Origin of the sequence: Tsukamurella tyrosinosolvens (assembly GCF_900104775.1) — a bacterium.
Taxonomy (GTDB): Bacteria; Actinomycetota; Actinomycetes; order Mycobacteriales; family Mycobacteriaceae; genus Tsukamurella; species Tsukamurella tyrosinosolvens.
This window is the reverse complement of sequence record NZ_FNSA01000003.1, coordinates 3,818,891-3,833,454: the sequence shown is the minus strand read 5'-3', so window position 1 is coordinate 3,833,454 and position 14,564 is coordinate 3,818,891. Positions and strand designations below refer to the sequence as shown.

The 14,564-nt window shown below is 72.7% G+C and carries 16 protein-coding genes; 5 read left to right on the top strand and 11 right to left on the bottom strand.

Annotated features, from left to right (window positions below):
- Genes BLW32_RS20945 through BLW32_RS20930 form a run of 4 tightly spaced genes read right to left on the bottom strand, consistent with a single transcriptional unit; the run spans position 1 to position 1,847 of the window.
- Complete coding sequence (locus tag BLW32_RS20945) at positions 1 to 687, bottom strand: GNAT family N-acetyltransferase (protein ID WP_068521900.1); 687 nt, start codon at positions 685 to 687, stop codon at positions 1 to 3.
- A gap of 27 nt (positions 688 to 714) precedes the next feature.
- Positions 715 to 1,107, bottom strand: coding sequence for an SRPBCC family protein (locus BLW32_RS20940; protein WP_068521898.1), 393 nt, complete (start codon positions 1,105 to 1,107; stop codon positions 715 to 717).
- Positions 1,108 to 1,431, bottom strand: coding sequence for an ArsR/SmtB family transcription factor (locus BLW32_RS20935; protein ID WP_068521896.1), 324 nt, complete (start codon positions 1,429 to 1,431; stop codon positions 1,108 to 1,110).
- Positions 1,428 to 1,847, bottom strand: a complete 420-nt coding sequence (locus BLW32_RS20930) for a winged helix-turn-helix transcriptional regulator (RefSeq protein ID WP_068739622.1) — start codon at positions 1,845 to 1,847, stop codon at positions 1,428 to 1,430. Before BLW32_RS20930 ends, BLW32_RS20935 begins: the two co-directional genes overlap by 4 nt.
- A gap of 83 nt (positions 1,848 to 1,930) precedes the next feature.
- On the opposite strand from BLW32_RS20930, the gene BLW32_RS20925 reads away from it, so the two are divergent.
- Together BLW32_RS20925 and BLW32_RS20920 are read left to right on the top strand one after the other, a co-directional pair.
- On the top strand, positions 1,931 to 2,854 hold the full coding sequence (locus BLW32_RS20925) for an NAD(P)-dependent oxidoreductase (protein WP_074850739.1): 924 nt from the start codon (positions 1,931 to 1,933) through the stop codon (positions 2,852 to 2,854).
- The gene (locus BLW32_RS20920) at positions 2,851 to 3,735 is read left to right on the top strand and encodes an NAD(P)-dependent oxidoreductase (RefSeq protein ID WP_068739618.1); all 885 of its coding nucleotides are present in this window, start codon (positions 2,851 to 2,853) and stop codon (positions 3,733 to 3,735) included. Before BLW32_RS20925 ends, BLW32_RS20920 begins: the two co-directional genes overlap by 4 nt.
- 3 nt (positions 3,736 to 3,738) lie before the next feature.
- Here the strand turns inward: BLW32_RS20920 and BLW32_RS20915 are convergent, their stop codons facing one another.
- Together BLW32_RS20915 and BLW32_RS20910 are read right to left on the bottom strand one after the other, a co-directional pair.
- Positions 3,739 to 4,182, bottom strand: coding sequence for a VOC family protein (locus BLW32_RS20915; RefSeq protein WP_068523230.1), 444 nt, complete (start codon positions 4,180 to 4,182; stop codon positions 3,739 to 3,741).
- 12 nt (positions 4,183 to 4,194) lie between these two features.
- Positions 4,195 to 4,653, bottom strand: a complete 459-nt coding sequence (locus BLW32_RS20910; RefSeq protein ID WP_068521886.1) for a helix-turn-helix domain-containing protein — start codon at positions 4,651 to 4,653, stop codon at positions 4,195 to 4,197.
- Between the two features lie 77 nt (positions 4,654 to 4,730).
- Here BLW32_RS20910 and BLW32_RS20905 point away from each other — a divergent pair, with 77 nt between their 5' ends.
- The 3 genes from BLW32_RS20905 (at position 4,731) to BLW32_RS20895 (ending at position 8,566) form a co-directional block, all read left to right on the top strand.
- The gene (locus tag BLW32_RS20905) at positions 4,731 to 5,789 is read left to right on the top strand and encodes a hypothetical protein (protein ID WP_068739617.1); all 1,059 of its coding nucleotides are present in this window, start codon (positions 4,731 to 4,733) and stop codon (positions 5,787 to 5,789) included.
- A 139-nt stretch (positions 5,790 to 5,928) separates the two neighbouring features.
- Positions 5,929 to 7,233: a UDP-glucose dehydrogenase family protein gene (locus BLW32_RS20900; RefSeq protein ID WP_068739615.1), complete on the top strand. Its 1,305-nt coding sequence runs from the start codon at positions 5,929 to 5,931 to the stop codon at positions 7,231 to 7,233.
- Between the two features lie 46 nt (positions 7,234 to 7,279).
- Entirely contained in the window at positions 7,280 to 8,566 is a 1,287-nt protein-coding gene (locus tag BLW32_RS20895; protein ID WP_068739613.1) for an esterase/lipase family protein, read from the top strand.
- Here the strand turns inward: BLW32_RS20895 and BLW32_RS20890 are convergent.
- The 5 genes from BLW32_RS20890 to BLW32_RS20870 form a co-directional block, all read right to left on the bottom strand.
- Positions 8,530 to 9,447 (bottom strand): TauD/TfdA dioxygenase family protein, encoded by a 918-nt coding sequence (locus BLW32_RS20890; RefSeq protein WP_068739612.1) that lies wholly within the window; start codon positions 9,445 to 9,447, stop codon positions 8,530 to 8,532. The genes BLW32_RS20895 and BLW32_RS20890 overlap by 37 nt on opposite strands.
- Before the next feature lie 98 nt (positions 9,448 to 9,545).
- Positions 9,546 to 11,852, bottom strand: coding sequence for an arylsulfatase (locus BLW32_RS20885; RefSeq protein ID WP_068739610.1), 2,307 nt, complete (start codon positions 11,850 to 11,852; stop codon positions 9,546 to 9,548).
- Entirely contained in the window at positions 11,849 to 12,625 is a 777-nt protein-coding gene (locus BLW32_RS20880; RefSeq protein WP_068521866.1) for an ABC transporter ATP-binding protein, read from the bottom strand. Before BLW32_RS20880 ends, BLW32_RS20885 begins: the two co-directional genes overlap by 4 nt.
- Positions 12,601 to 13,491, bottom strand: coding sequence for an ABC transporter permease (locus tag BLW32_RS20875; protein ID WP_068739608.1), 891 nt, complete (start codon positions 13,489 to 13,491; stop codon positions 12,601 to 12,603). Before BLW32_RS20875 ends, BLW32_RS20880 begins: the two co-directional genes overlap by 25 nt.
- Positions 13,492 to 13,501: 10 nt before the next feature.
- Positions 13,502 to 14,530 carry an ABC transporter substrate-binding protein gene (locus BLW32_RS20870; protein WP_068739606.1) on the bottom strand — a complete coding sequence of 343 codons (1,029 nt, stop codon included), beginning with the start codon at positions 14,528 to 14,530 and terminating at the stop codon, positions 13,502 to 13,504.
- Between the last annotated feature and the right edge of the window lie 34 nt (positions 14,531 to 14,564).

The following is a 14,564-nucleotide window of genomic DNA, read 5'->3' as shown; positions in this document are numbered from 1 at the left end:
CTAGTCCGACGGGACCCGGACCACTTCGAGCGGCACCGTGCTGGTGTGGTGGAAGCCCATGGCGTCGTAGAGCTTCTGTGCCGGGTTGTCGTCCGACGTGTGCAGGAACGGGACGTCGCCGCGCTCGCGGATGCCGTGGCCGACGGCGCGGATCAGTCGCGAGGCGAGACCCCGCCCGCGCGCCTCGGGCGCGGTGCACACCGCGCTGATCTCGGTCCACCCCTGCGGGTGCATGCGCTCGCCGGCCATCGCGATGAGGGCCCCGTCGGCGTCGCGGATGCCGAGGTACGTGCCCAGCTCGATCGTGCGCGGCAGGAACGGCCCGGGCTTGGTCCGCTCGACGAGGGCCGTCATCTCGGGCACGTCGGCGGCGGTGAGGCGCACGGCCTCCGGTTCGGGTGCGGTCTCCACTCCGCTGCCGTCGTACTGCACCAGGCCGATCGTCTCGACCACCGTCCACCCCGGCGGCAGCGGCGCCGCACGGTCGCGCAGGAGCGCCGTCCGGTCCGCGCCGGTCAGGCGGGCGACGTCGGCGTAGTCCTCGTCGGTGAGCGCGCGCGGGTGCCCGTAGAACACGGAGACGTCGGGGTGGTACCGCTGGATCCGGCCCGCGGACAGCCGGAACCGCGCGTGCGGGCCGGAGAGTGCGGCGTTGACGGGGTCGGCGAGGACGGAGCGGTCGGTCACGAGCCGATCATCGCAGACGGGCGCGGGTCAGAGCGCGGCGGCGGTCTCCGCGAGGCGCGGCAGTACCACGTCGCGCCAGCCCGGGCCCATGCGCTCGAAGGCGGCGGCCATGCGCTTGTCGTCCAGGTCGAATCCGCTGTGCTCCAAGAAGACGCGGGTGCCGCGCCCCTCGGCGCGCAGCGTCCAGGTCAGCGTCCACTCGGTGGTGAAGGTGTAGACGAAGCGCTCCGGGGCGACCGACTCGAGGACGCGGCACGGCTGGGCGCCGAAACCCGGCATGTCCAGGGTGAACTCGTGGCCCACTTCGGCCCCGATGTCGCCCTCCGCCCACCACCGGCGCACCAGCTCCGGCTCGGTCAGGGCGCGCCATACGGCGGCCGGTGTGGCGGCGACGAACTGATCCAGCGCGATGACAGCCATTCACAACTCCTCTGCGACGTCGGCGAGCGCGGAGAGCCGTGCGCGCCAGAACTTCTCGAACGGGTGCAACCACTCGCCGAGGTCCGCCAGCGGCTCGGCGGTGAGCCGGTAGATCCGGCGGCGGCCGTCGGGGGAGTCGGCGACGAGCCCCGCGTCGCGGAGCACCTTGAGGTGCTCCGCCACTGCTGGGCGGCTCAGCGCGAACCGCTCGCTGAGCTCGCCCGCCGCGAGCGGCCCCTCGGCGAGGATCCGGAGCAGTTCGCGGCGAACGGGATTGGCGAGCGCGAGGAAGATGCGATCGGTGCTCTCCGTCCCGGTGGTCACGCCGTCGAGGATATGTCGGAGATCTCCGACGTGTCAACTTTGTCCGACGCTTCCCGGTCGTGGGCGAGCGGCACCGTGTCGATCCGCTCCCGCCGGAGGCGGTCGCGCCCCCAGGCGCCCAGGGGTGCGAGCGCCGCGTTGAGCGCCAGGCCGGACGCGGTCAACGAGTACTCGACCTTCGGCGGCACCTGCGCGTACACCTCGCGGGTCACCAGCCCGTCCTCCTCCATCTCCCGTAGGTGCTGCGTGAGCATCTTCTCGCTCACGCCCGGCAGCCCCCGGCGCAGCTCCGCGAACCGCCGCACGCCGTGCGCCTCCAGCTCCCACAGGATGAGGCCCTTCCACTTCCCGCTCACCACGTCCAGCGCGGCATCGATGCCGCAGATGTACGGGCCCGATCGCGTCGATCTCGCCATGACCACCTCACTCACCAGAAGGTAAGTACCCCAGTAATTAGTGGGTACTTACGGAACCGACCGTTGCTATCGATGATCGAGGCATGACACCGCAGAACGCAAGAGCACACGAACCGCAGACCGTCTCGATCCTCGGACTGGGAGCCATGGGCACCGCGCTCGCCGCCGCCCTGCTGGACCGCGGCCACGCCGTCACGGCGTGGAACCGTAGCCCCGGCCGGGGCGAGGGGCTGGTCGAGCGCGGCGCGCACCGCGCCGGCACCGTCGCCGAGGCGCTCGACCGCAGCGAGGTGATCGTCACCTGCCTGCTCCGCTACGCCTCGATCCGCGCGACCCTCGACCCCGTCGCGGAGCAGCTCCGCGGCCGCACTGTGATCGACCTGACCACCACTACGCCCGACGAGGCGCGTGAGCTCGGAGCCTGGGCCGCGGAGCACGGCATCGACTACCTCAACGGGGCGATCCTCGCGACGCCGCCGATGATCGGCGGCCCGGGCGCTCAGCTCTTCGTCAGCGGGGCCTCCGAGGTCCACGAGCGCACCCGTCCGGTCCTCGAGACGTGGGCGGAGATCGTCTACGACGGTGCGGACCCGGGCGCCGCGTCTCTCGTCGACCTGGCCATGCTCGCGGCGATGTACCAGATGTTCGCGGGCCTGTTCCACGGCGCGGCGATGGCCGCGTCGGCGGGCATGCCGGCGGCCGACTTCGCCGCCCGCGCGGTCCCGTTCGTCGCGGCGATGGTCCCGGCCTTCGCCCGCGACGCGGAGATCGTCGACGGCGGTGACTACACCGTGCCGGGCCAGCAGAGCCTGCACTTCTCGGACCTGTCGGACATCATCCGCGCCAGCGACGAGGCCGGCGCGAACTCGTCGACGATCCGCGCCGTGCAGGCGCTCATCGCGGAACAGGTCGGCCTCGGCTTCGGTGACGAGGGCACCGCCCGGATCTTCGAGAGCCTGAGGCGACCCGAACCGGTCCGCGATGGGGCCGCGGAGGCCGTCGCGTGAGCGGGGGCGACAGCACCGCCACCGTCACGGTCCTCGGCCTCGGCGCCATGGGGCACGCGATCGCCGCGGCCTTCGTCGACGCGGGGCACCGCGTCACCGTGTGGAACCGGACGCCGGGGAAGGCGGATCGCCTCGTCGCGCGGGGTGCGCGGGAGACGGCCACCGCCGCGGAGGCCGTCCGGGCTTCCGACCTGGTCGTGGTCTGCCTTCTCGACCAGACGGCCTCGCGCGCCGTGCTCGGCCCGCTCGCCGCGGACCTGCGCGGACGGGTGCTCGCGGACCTGAGCTCCGACGTCCCGCAGCGCGCCCGGGAGGCCGCCGCGTGGGCGAAGGAGGAGGGCCTCGTCTACCTCGACGCCACCATCGTCGTCAACGTGCCGATGGTGGGCGCCGACGATGCGCTGGTCCTCTACGCCGGCCCGCGGTCCGCGTTCGAGCGGCACGAGAGCACACTGCGGGCCCTCGGCGGCGCCACCACGTACCTCGGCGAGGACCACGCCTTCGCGGCCGCGTACGACGTCGCCGTGCTCGACTACTTCTGGACGAGCATGGCGGGAATCGTGCACGCGTTCGCGCTGGCGCGGGCGGAGGGGATCGCCGCCGCGGACCTCGCGCCCCACCTGCTCGGCAACGGCGGACTGCTGGCCTCGATCATCCCCGCCATGGCGGCGGACGTCGACGCCGGTGTGTACCCGGGCGAGGAGGAGAATCTGGTGATGGACGCCGCCGGGGTCGAGCACGTGCTGCACGCCGCCGACCACTACGGCCTCGACGTCTCGGTGCTGCGGGCCGTCGACGCGGTGGCGCAGCGCGCGATCGGCCTGGGCCACGGCGCCGCGGGCTGGACCGCGACGGTCGAGGCGGTCCGCCGCCCCGCCTAGGCGTCAGTCGAAGGTCACTCCCTCGAAGTCCTCCGGCGTGTACTCGCGGGCCTCGACGAGCACCATCCAGTTGCCCGAGTTGTCGCGCATCAGCGCCTCGACGCCGTACGGGCGCTCCTCGGGCGGCTGAATGAACTCGACGCCCTTGGCGGACAGCGCCTCGTACGTCGCGCGGCAGTCCTCGACCGCGAGGCCCAGGCCGGGCAGGCCGCCGTCGGCCTGGGCACGCTGCATCGCGGCGATGAGGTCGTCCGAGAGCGGCCTCGACGGGGTGGTCAAGTGGACCTGCAGCTCCGGCTGCGCGGGGTGACGGACGGTGACCCACCGGAAGTCGGGGCCCATGGTGATGTCGTCCTTGGGCTCGAATCCGAGGATCTCCGTGTAGAAGCGGAGGGATTCGTCGAGGTCCTGCACCCAGACCGATACGAGCGAGATGTTCTTGATGATCATGCGACGAGCCTAGGAGGACCCGGCCGCCGGCGGCTTCTCCTCGCTTGCGGACTCGGCGGCCGGGGCGTGCCGCTCCGCCAGGCCCGCCATGAAGACGTAGCAACTCGGGATCCGTGGGGCGCCGTCGGACCAGCGCGCGCGGAACTCGGTCGGCGATTCGCCCACCAGCTCGCGGAACCGGCTGCTGAACGATCCGAGGCTCGCGAAGCCGACCGCGGTGCAGATCTCGGTGACCGTCAGGTTCGTGGCGCGAAGCAGGTCCTGTGCCCGCTCGATGCGCCGTCGCGACAGATGCTCGGCGGGCGACACCCCGTAGGTCGCGACGAACAACCGCTGGAAGTGGTACTTGCTGATCCCCGAGATCGCGGCCAGTGCGGCGAGGTCCAGGGGCTCGGAGTAGTTGCGGTCGGCGTGATCCCGCGCGCGCCGCAGGTGGGGCAGCAGATCGTCGGACGCACGCGCGGTCACTCGGGGTCACCTCCGCCCTCGCTCAATGAGTGGATTCACCTCGGATCCTCTCATCGCGCCCCCTACGATGGGCGGCTATGGACCTCAAGGGCATCGTCACCACACCGCTGCGCGTCGCGTTCTCGACCGCCGACGCCGCGATGTCGGCGATCGAGGGCGGCGTCGCCGTCACCCGATTCGCCGTGCAGAACGTCGACACGGAGGTGAGCAACGCACTCCACGTGGAGGCGGGCATGTCCTCCGCCACGCCGATGCAACTGCTGCAGCGCCTCGCCTCCCTGCTCGAACCCGACCGCCCCGTCGGGATCATCCTCTCGCGCGGCGGACCGCTCGACCGCGTGCTCAAGCCCGGCGGCGTCGTCGACCGGCTCACCGAGCCCGGCGGCATGCTCGAGAAGCTCACCGCTCCCGGGGGCCTCCTGGACCAGGCCACCAAGGAGGACAGCCCCGTCACCCGCCTGACCACCGAGGGCGGCCCCCTGGACCGGCTCACCCGGCCCGGCGGCGTCGTCGACCAGATCACGGAGTCCGAGGGCGTGCTCGAGCGCCTCACCTCGGAGGGCGGCGTCATCGACAAGCTCACCGCGCCCGACGGCGTGCTCGAGAAGCTCATGTCCAAGGACGGTGTGCTGGACAAGCTGACCGAGAAGGGCGGCGTGCTGGACAAGCTGGCCGCCAAGGACGGCGTCCTCGACAAGCTCACCGGCCAGGACGGACTCATCGACAAGCTCACCGAGCCCAACGGGGTCATCGACCGCGCCATCGCCGACGGCGGCATCGTCGACCAGCTCCTCGGCCAGGAGGGCGCCATCGAGCGCGCCATCGCCCCGGGCGGCACGCTGGACGCCGTCTCCCAACTCCCTGACGTGGTGGCCGAGCTCAATGAGGCCGTCGCGCTGATGACCGCCGCAGTCAACCCGATGAGCGACCTGGTCAACCGGCTGCCCAAGCGCATCCTCAAGGGCCGCGAGGGCCGGGAGCCCCGTCGCGGCTCCTCGTCGTACGACGGTGCCCCGTCGGCCCCGTCGGCCCCGTCGGCCCCGTCGGGCCCGACCGCTGCGCCGCCGCGCCCGAGTGCGCCCGCGTCGCGTCCCGCGGAACCGGAAGCGGACGATTCCGCCGCCCCGCCCCAGTAACGCCGAGGCGAACCCGAGGCCACCCCGAGACGAACGCGGGGGATCGCGGCGGGCGCGCTCGTGAATCTCCGCGTAACCCTTGCCCAACTCCGGCGCGCGGCCCTTCCGTGTCGTGGTGGCGCCGACCTACTTTCGGCGCATGAAGATCACAGTGCTGGGTACGGGGTACCTGGGAGCCACGCACGCGGCGTGCATGGCGGAGCTGGGCCACGAGGTGCTCGGCGTCGACGTCAACCTCAGCAAGATCGCCGCGCTGTCGGAGGGCAAGGTGCCCTTCCACGAGCCGGGGCTCCCCGCGGTGCTCAAGCGGAACATCGAGGCCGGCCGGCTGCGCTTCACGGACTCCTACGAGGAGGCCGGCGCGTTCGGTGACGTGCACTTCATCGCGGTGGGCACGCCGCAGCGCAAGGGCGAGTTCGCGGCCGACATGACCTACGTGAACTCCGTGATCGACTCGCTCGTCCCCCACCTGCGGCGCGACGCGGTGATCCTGGGCAAGTCGACGGTCCCCGTCGGCACCACGGACCTGCTGCGCGCCCGCGCGGCCGAGCTGGTGCCGGCCGGGGTGAACGTCGAGTTCGCCTGGAACCCCGAGTTCCTGCGCGAGGGCCACGCCGTCAAGGACACGCTCGAGCCCGACCGCCTCGTGCTGGGTGTCGAGCCCGGCGGCCGCGCCGAGGAGGTCGCCCGCGAGGTCTACGCGGGGATCCTCGCCCGCGACACCCCGTTCTTCGTCACTGACACCGCCACCGCGGAGCTGGTGAAGATCTCCGCGAACGCCTTCCTGGCGACCAAGATCTCGTTCATCAACGCCGTCGCCGAGGTCTGCGAGGCGGCGGGCGCCGACGTGGTGGCCCTCGCCGACGCGATCGGGGTCGACTCCCGCATCGGCCGCAAGTTCCTCGGCGCGGGCATCGGCTTCGGCGGCGGCTGCCTGCCCAAGGACATCCGCGCGTTCATGGCCCGCTCGGGCGAGCTCGGCGCCGGCCACATGCACGGCCTGCTCCGCGAGGTCGACGCGATCAACATGAGCCGCCGCACCCGGATGGTCGACCTGGCTCGGGAGGCCTGCGGCGGCACCCTTCTCGGCGCCAAGGTGGCCGTGCTCGGCGCGGCCTTCAAGCCGGACTCGGACGACGTGCGCGACTCGCCGGCGCTCAACATCGCCGGCCAGATCCAGCTGCAGGGCGCGGCGGTCTCGGTGTACGACCCCGAGGCCATGGACAATTCGCGCCGCGTGTTCCCGACGCTCGACTACGCCACCACGGCGCTCGAGGCCTGCGAGGGCGCCGACGTGGTGCTGGTGCTCACGGAGTGGACGCAGTTCCGCGAGTTGGACCCGGCCGTGGTCGGCGCGGTCGTGCGCAACCCCGTGCTGCTCGACGGCCGCAACTGCATGCCGTCCGCGGACTGGGTCGCCGCCGGCTGGGAGTACCGCGCCTGACGGTGCCGCTGGACAGGTCGAGTGCACACTCGTACACTCGATCTTCGTGAGTGTTGTCGAGGAGCGCCGTCGCGCCGAGGTGCGTGCTCTCGCTGAGCTGGGCTGTAGCGAAGTCGCGGGCGCCGCGGGCGGCGTGCATGGTGTGCACCGGGCGATCTCCGACCGGGTCTTCCGCTACGTCCGCCTGGGCGTCGGTCCCGCGGTCGCGCCGGTGCGCGCGCTGCACGACGGCATCACCGACGGGGTCTACGCGACGATCAGCGCCGTCGCGCGGACCGTCGGGCGGGTCGCGTCCGTCGGCGCGGACTGGCCGGGGGACCGGCCACCGTCGGAGACGGTGCGCGGGGCGGCGCTCATCGGAGCCGTGCTCGGCCTCATCGGCGACGACCTCGAGGCCCAGGGATCACCGCTCGCAGCGGACCCGGTGACCGTTCGGGCCGACGGTGCCGTCGTCCACCTGGCCGACGATCCGGTCCCGCCCGGCCGGCTGGACCCGGCCGAGGTCTTCGACGGCGCCACGGGCCGCGTCGTGGTGCTCCTGCACGGGCTCACCGAGACCGAACACGCCTGGGGCGTCGGCGGACTGGAGGCCGACGACTACGGGGTGCGGCTCGCGGTCGACATCGGTGCCACCCCGGTGTACGTGCGGTACAACAGCGGGCGGCACATCAGCGACAACGGCCGTGACCTGGCGGAGCTGCTGGAGCGGCTCGTCGCCGCGTGGCCGGTCCCCGTCACCGACATCGTGCTCATCGGTCACTCCATGGGCGGCCTCGTCGCCCGCAGCGCGGCGCACCTCGCCGACGAGGCCGTGATGGCCTGGCCGGCCGCTGTGTCGGCCACCGTCAGCCTCGGGACGCCGCACCTCGGTGCCCCGCTCGAGCAGGCCGCGCACTACGGCAGCGCCGCGCTGACCGCGATCCCGGAGACGGCGCCGTTCGGGCGGCTACTGCGCCGACGCAGCGCGGGGATCCGCGACCTGCGCGGCGGGTCGATCGTGGACGAGGACTGGCGCGACCGCGATGCCGACGCGCTCGGCGCGGCCGCCGCGGCGGAGATCCCGCTCCTGGACGGCGCGGAGCACTTCTTCGTCGCCGCCACGTTCACCCGCGACGCCCGGCACCCGGTGGGGCGCCTCCTGGGCGACGGACTCGTGCTCGCGCCGAGTGCGGGCGGTCGTGGGAAGGCCCGGCGGATCGGATTCACCGACGACGCCGGAATGCACCTGGGTGGGGCGCACCACTTCACCCTGCTGCAGTCCGACGTCGTGTACGAGCGGATCCTGAGCTGGCTGGATCAGCCGCGCGAGCGCGCGGGCGTCACGGGCGCGTAGTCCGAGGCGTCGCCCCGGAGCGCCACGCCCTCGCGGCCGTCCACGCCGACCGGCAGGTCGCCGGCGAGCGTCACGCGGCGCAGCAGGCGCGTGTGGTCGCCGTAGTCGTTGATGCCGAAGTGCTGCGTGGAGCGGTTGTCCCAGATCGCCACGTCGCCCGGCTGCCACGCCCAGCGGACGGTGTTGTCGGGGTTCTCGATCCGCCGCTGCAGCAGCGCGAGGATCGGCGCCGAGTCCTGCGTGCTCAGGCCCGCGAAGGACTTCACGAAATGCCCCAGCAGGAGGGACCGCCGGCCGGTCTCCGGGTGCACGCGCACCACGGGGTGCTCCGCCTCGAAGATGGTGCGGATGAACTCCTTGTGGTACTCGGCGCGCTGGTAGGTGGCGTTGTGGCCCGCGTAGTCGTAGTCGTTCGTGTGGATCGCGCGCAGGTTCTCCGCGAGTGCCTTGAGCGGCGCCGGCAGCCGGTCGTAGGCGCGCGTCGTGGATGCCCACGTCGTGTTCCCGCCGTGCGGCGGCAGCTCGACGGGCCGCAGGATCGACGCCTTCGGTACGCGGTCGACGAAGGAGACGTCGGTGTGCCAGCTGTTGGCAGCGCCCTCGATGGGCAGCAGGTCCGAGTCGGAGCGGACCGTCGGGTGGGGGGTGGTCGGCACCCCCAGGCGCGCGGCGAAGGCGTGCTGGCCGGCGTCGTCGAGGTGGTCCTGGCCGCGGAAGAAGATCACCTCGTGCTCGGCCAGCAGGTCGAGGATCGTCTCCGCGGTCGCGTCGTCGATGTCGCCGCCCAGCCGGACCCCGTGCACGATCGCCCCGATGTGTTCGCCCAGTTTGGTCACGGTGATCTCGGGCGAGACGGTGGTGGGATCGAGCGTTGCGGTCATGGCTGCCTCCGGGGTCCGTTGCGTGCGTCGTAGTGCATCCAGCACACCCGATCCGGCCCGACGGGGCCAGGGTTGCGTTCAGCGCGGGCGCAATCCGCTCAGTCCGCCTCCTCCTCGGCCTCCTGCTGCAGCCGGTCGATGTCGTCCGACGGGACGCCGATGGCCTCCGGTGTGTACGTGACCGCGTGCAGCGCACCGGAGTACGGGAAGACGCCGCGGCGCTCGCGCAGCTCCCACGCGACCGGCCCGCGGGCGTCCAGGCCCACGGAGATCCCGGTCCACGGCGCCATGCCGATGAGCTGGACGCGGTCCGGGAGGACGGCGGCCTCGGCGCCGTCGACGCCGATCGCCAGGTCCCACCGCAGGTTCGGGCGCACCGTCGCCGTGAGGGAGACGGTGTGCCGGCCGGGCGGCACAGGACCGGTGCGGGCCTCCGCGTAGCGGCCGTAGGCGTTGTAGCCGAGCACCACCGCGCCGTCCTCGACGTAGACGAGGTAGCCGCCCAGGGCGTCGCCGTGTGCGACGAGGACGCCCTCGGCGCCGTCGGCGAGATCGACGTCGATGTCGACGCGGAAGTCCCGGTACTGCACGAGCTTCGCCGAGCGGTACCGCTCGAGCACGGGTGTGCCGGGCAGCAGGCGCACGGGATCGGCGAGGCGCCGTTCCGCCGGATTGCGGGTGGACCCGTCGATCACGAGGGGGAAGACCGTGTTCCGCCAGGCCTCGTGCTCCCACTCGGCGGCCAGTTCGGCGACGAGGTCGGGGTGGTGCTCGGCGAGGTCGGCGGTCTCGGCCGGATCGGCCCGGTTGTCGAAGAGCTGCCAGCGCGGGGCGAGCGGGTCGTCGCCCCGGCCGTGCAGGCTGAGCAGCTTCCAGCCGTCCCGGTAGTAGCCGCGGTGGCCGCGGAACTCCGAGTACTGGCGCGTGCGGGCGGACGGGGCGGCGGCGTCGGACCACGCGGCGCGCTGGGAGAGCCCGTCGCGTTCCTGCGCGGGGAGACCGTGCCGATGGGACGGCGTCGCCACTCCGGCCAGATCCAGCAGCGTCGGCGCCACGTCGGTGACGAAGGAGAACTGCTCGCGCACGCCGCGCGCCTCCGGCAGGCCCGCGGGCCAGGACAGGACGAAGGGCACGCGCACGCCGCCCGCGAAGGTCTGGCCCTTGTAGAAGCGGAAGGGCGTGTTGGACACCTGCCCCCAGCCGCGCGGGTAGTGGACGCCGAGCCGCGCGGTGCCGATGAGCTCCTCCGGGTGGTCGACATCGCCCTCCCAGCCGTCGGGGCCGATGCCGTCGGCGAACTTCACGAACTCGGCGAAGTAGCTGCGGGTGCCCTCCGGGCCGCCCTCGGCGGTGCCCCCGTTGTCCGAGGTGAAGACGACGATCGTGTTGTCCAGCTCGCCCAGCTGCTCGACGGTGTCGAGCAGCCGGCCCAGGCTGTCGTCGACGGTGCGGACCATGGCCGCGTACACCTGCATGTACCGCGCGAACCGTCGCTGCCGGCCGGGATCGAGCTCGTCCCACGGCGGCACGTCGTAGCCGGGCTCGCTGTTGCGGCGCGCCGGCCGGACGTCGGGGCCGAACAGTCCGAGCTCCTGCTGCCGGGCGAACCGCTGCTCGCGCACGACGTCCCAGCCGCGGGCGTAGTCGAGTTCCCCGCGGGGCAGGTCCTCGTCCTTGACCTGCAGCGGGCCGTGCATCGCGATGTGCGCGAAGTACAGGAAGAAGGGCTTCTCCGCGTCGTGCGCCCGGAGGTCCTTGATCCACGAGACCGCGGTGTCGGTGAGCGCATCGGTGACGTAGAAGTCCTCCGGGTACTCGGTCACCGGGTCGACGGTGTTGTCGCGCACCAGCTGGTTCGGGTGGAAGAAGGAGTTCAGGCCCTCCAGGGAGCCGTAGTAGTGGTCGAAGCCCCGCTGCAGCGGCCAGGAGGAGCGGTCGGCGTCCGGGCCGAGCCGCGAGTCCTTCGCGAGGTGCCACTTGCCGACGGCGTGAGTCGCGTATCCGGATTCGCGGAGGATCTCCGGCAGGGTGAGCACGTCGTCGGCGAGACTCAGGCGCAGGTTCGGGAAGCCGGGGTCGGAGTTGGCGACCGAGCCGTAACCCGCGCGGTGCGGGTTGAGCCCGGTGAGCAGGGCGGCGCGGGCCGGCGAGCACACGGGGGTGGTGTGGTGGTTGGTGGAGACGATGCCGCGGGCGGCGAGCGCGTCCAGGTGCGGAGTGGGGATCTCCGAGCCGTACGGCCCGATGTCCGAGAAGCCCATGTCGTCGACGAGGACCACGATGATGTTCGGCGCACCGGGCCGGGCCCGTACCTCCGCCGGCCAGGCCGGCTCCGATTCGGCCTCGGAGCGGCCGATCCGTCCGGTGAATCCGTCGTACCCGCGCGCGTGATCGGGAATCGTCATACGGTGGCGGCCACCGCCGAATCCTGCTCCACACCGAGGGCGTCGAGCAGCGAACCGCGTAGTTCCGCGAACCCGGGCTCGCCCGGCCGGCGCCCGGCACCGTCGTCGAGGGTGAGGTCCACGGAGAGGATGCCGTGGTCCAGCACGAGGATCCGGTCGGCGAGCGCGATGGCCTCGTCGACGTCGTGCGTGATGAGCAGGACCCCGGGGCGGTGCCGTGCGACGAGGCGCCGGAGCAGGTCGTGCATCTTGAGCTTGGTCAGCGCGTCGAGCGCGCCGAAGGGCTCGTCGGCCAGGAGCACCGCCGGCTCGCGGACCAGGCTGCGGGCGAGCGCGACCCGTTGCTGCTGTCCTCCGGAGAGCTCACGCGGCCAGGCCTTCTCGCGCCCGTCCAGCTCGACCTCGCGGAGGAGCTCGCGGCCCACGGCCTCGGCGTCGGCGCCGCCCAGGCCGAGGATGACGTTGTCGAGAACGCGCGACCAGGGGAGCAGCCGGGAATCCTGGAAGACCACGGCGCGTCGCGGATCGACCTCGAGCACACCGGAGCCGGGGACGCCGTCGTCGAGCCCGGCGATCGCGCGCAACAGCGTCGACTTGCCGGAGCCGGACCGGCCGAGCAGCGCGACGAACTCGCCGCGGCGGATCGTGAGGTCGATGCCGCGGAGGACGGCGCGGCCGTCGAAGCCGCGCACCAGGTTCCGGGCCTCGATCACCGCGCCGCCGCTCTCGTCGGTCGCGGTCGATGTGCTCAGTGGGCCAGTGTGCTCTGCCATGACAGGGCCTTTCGTGCGGAGAAGCGGACGAGGAGGTCGGTGCTGAAGCCGAGGAGCGCGTACACGGCGAGGCCCACGACGATGACGTCGGTCAGGCCGTAGAGCCGCGCCTTGTACATCAGGTAGCCGATGCCGTCGGAGGCGCCGACCTGCTCGACGACGACCAGGGCGAGCCAGGCCACCGTCGCACCGAGCCGCAGGCCGGTGAAGAAGCCGGGCAGCGCGCCGGGGATCGCGATGTGGCGCACGAACTTCGCGCGGCTCAGGCCGACGGTCTCCGCGAGCTCCACGTACTTGCGGTCGATGCCGCGCAGGCCCGCGTGGGTGTTGAGGTACACCGGCGTCGCGACCGCCAGGGTGATGAGGACGATCTTCATCTCCTCGCCGATCCCGAACCAGACGATGAACAACGGCAGCAGCGCGAGCGCGGGGATCGCGCGGTAGATGGTGACGGTCCCGTCGATGAGGGCCTCGCCGGGGCGGGTGAGTCCGGAGAGGAGTGCCAGCACGACCGCGAGGGTCACGCCCAGGACGCCGCCGACGATCGCGCGCTGCGCGGAGGCCCAGACGTTGGACCACAGCGATCCGTCGAGCGCGAGGTTCCACGCGGTGTTCGCGACCGTCCACGGCGCGGACAGGACGGTGTCCGGGATGACGCCGGTCGCGGAGCCCCCCGCCCACAGGGCGACGACCAGCGCGGGGCCGGCGAGGATCCACGCGCCGATCGGGCGGGAATCGACCAGCGCTCGGCGCGTGGACGTGCGGGGCAGCAGCTCGTGGTCGGGATCGAGTGCCCCGGGTCGCTGCTCGGGGGCGGAGTCGTGGGCGAGGCCGCTACCGAGGCGGCCGGTCGGGGGAGAGGTCACGGGAGGGCCCTTACGTTGCGGGGTGGGTGTCGAACCGGAAGTCGACCGAACCGTCGGCGGAGACGCGGCCGCCGGGGATCTCGCCGAAGTCGGCGAGGACGTCGATGGTGCTCTGCTGGCGCGCGACGAGGGCGCGGTCGAGCGGCACGGAGCGCCAGCCGCCCTGGCCGTCGTAGGCGATGCGGCCGACGGCGGCGGGGATCTTCAGCGCGCCCGCGTAGTAGGTCCGGATCCAGCGGTCCTTGTCGGCGTCCACCCACGCGCGGGCGCGGTCGACCGCGGCCGAGAGCCGCTTGAGGGCGGCGGCCCGGGCGGGATCCGCGAGCGCCGCCTGCGGCGAGTAGAGGAACATCAGGCCGGACTGCGCCGCCTGGTTGAGATCGTCCGGCAGCACCTGCGCGTCCGGGTGGGCGAGCCGGTACTTCGTGCTGATCGGCTCCATCAGCGGGGCGATGTCGATCTGGCCGGCGCCCAGGGCCTCGCCCACCTCGGTGAGCTGGAGCGGGACCAGCTGGACGTCGTGCTTCGACAGGCCCGCCGAGCGCAGCAGGCGCAGGACCATGGCCTGGTGGGCGGTGCCCTCCGCGTAGCCGATCTTCCGTCCGCGCAGGTCGGCAGCGGTGCGCAGGGGGACGCCGGGGCGCGCGACGGTCGAGACGCCGCCGCGGTCGAGCTGCCAGGCCTTGATGATCGGACTGGGGAAGCGCGCGATCCGGGCGTGGATCGGGGGCACGTCGGCCACGATCGCGACCTGCGTCGCGTCGGCGCGGAAGGACTCGAGGATCGCGGGGCCGCCGGCGAAGTCCGCGAACTTCACGCCGAACCCCAGCTTCGCCGCTTCCCCGGACGCGGTGAGCATCGTCTTGAGGATGGACTGCTGGTCGGCCACGGTGATGACGGTGCCGGCCGGGACCTGGTCGGCGATCGGCGCGGACGGGTCGTACGCGGGCCCCGTCGACGACGAGCACGCGGCGACGCCGAGCACCGCGACGAGGGCGGTGGCGAGCGCTGCGGCGCGGCGGGGGAGGCGAAAAGGCATGGGGGCCATTGAAGGGGAGTGGGGTCGTCGTCGG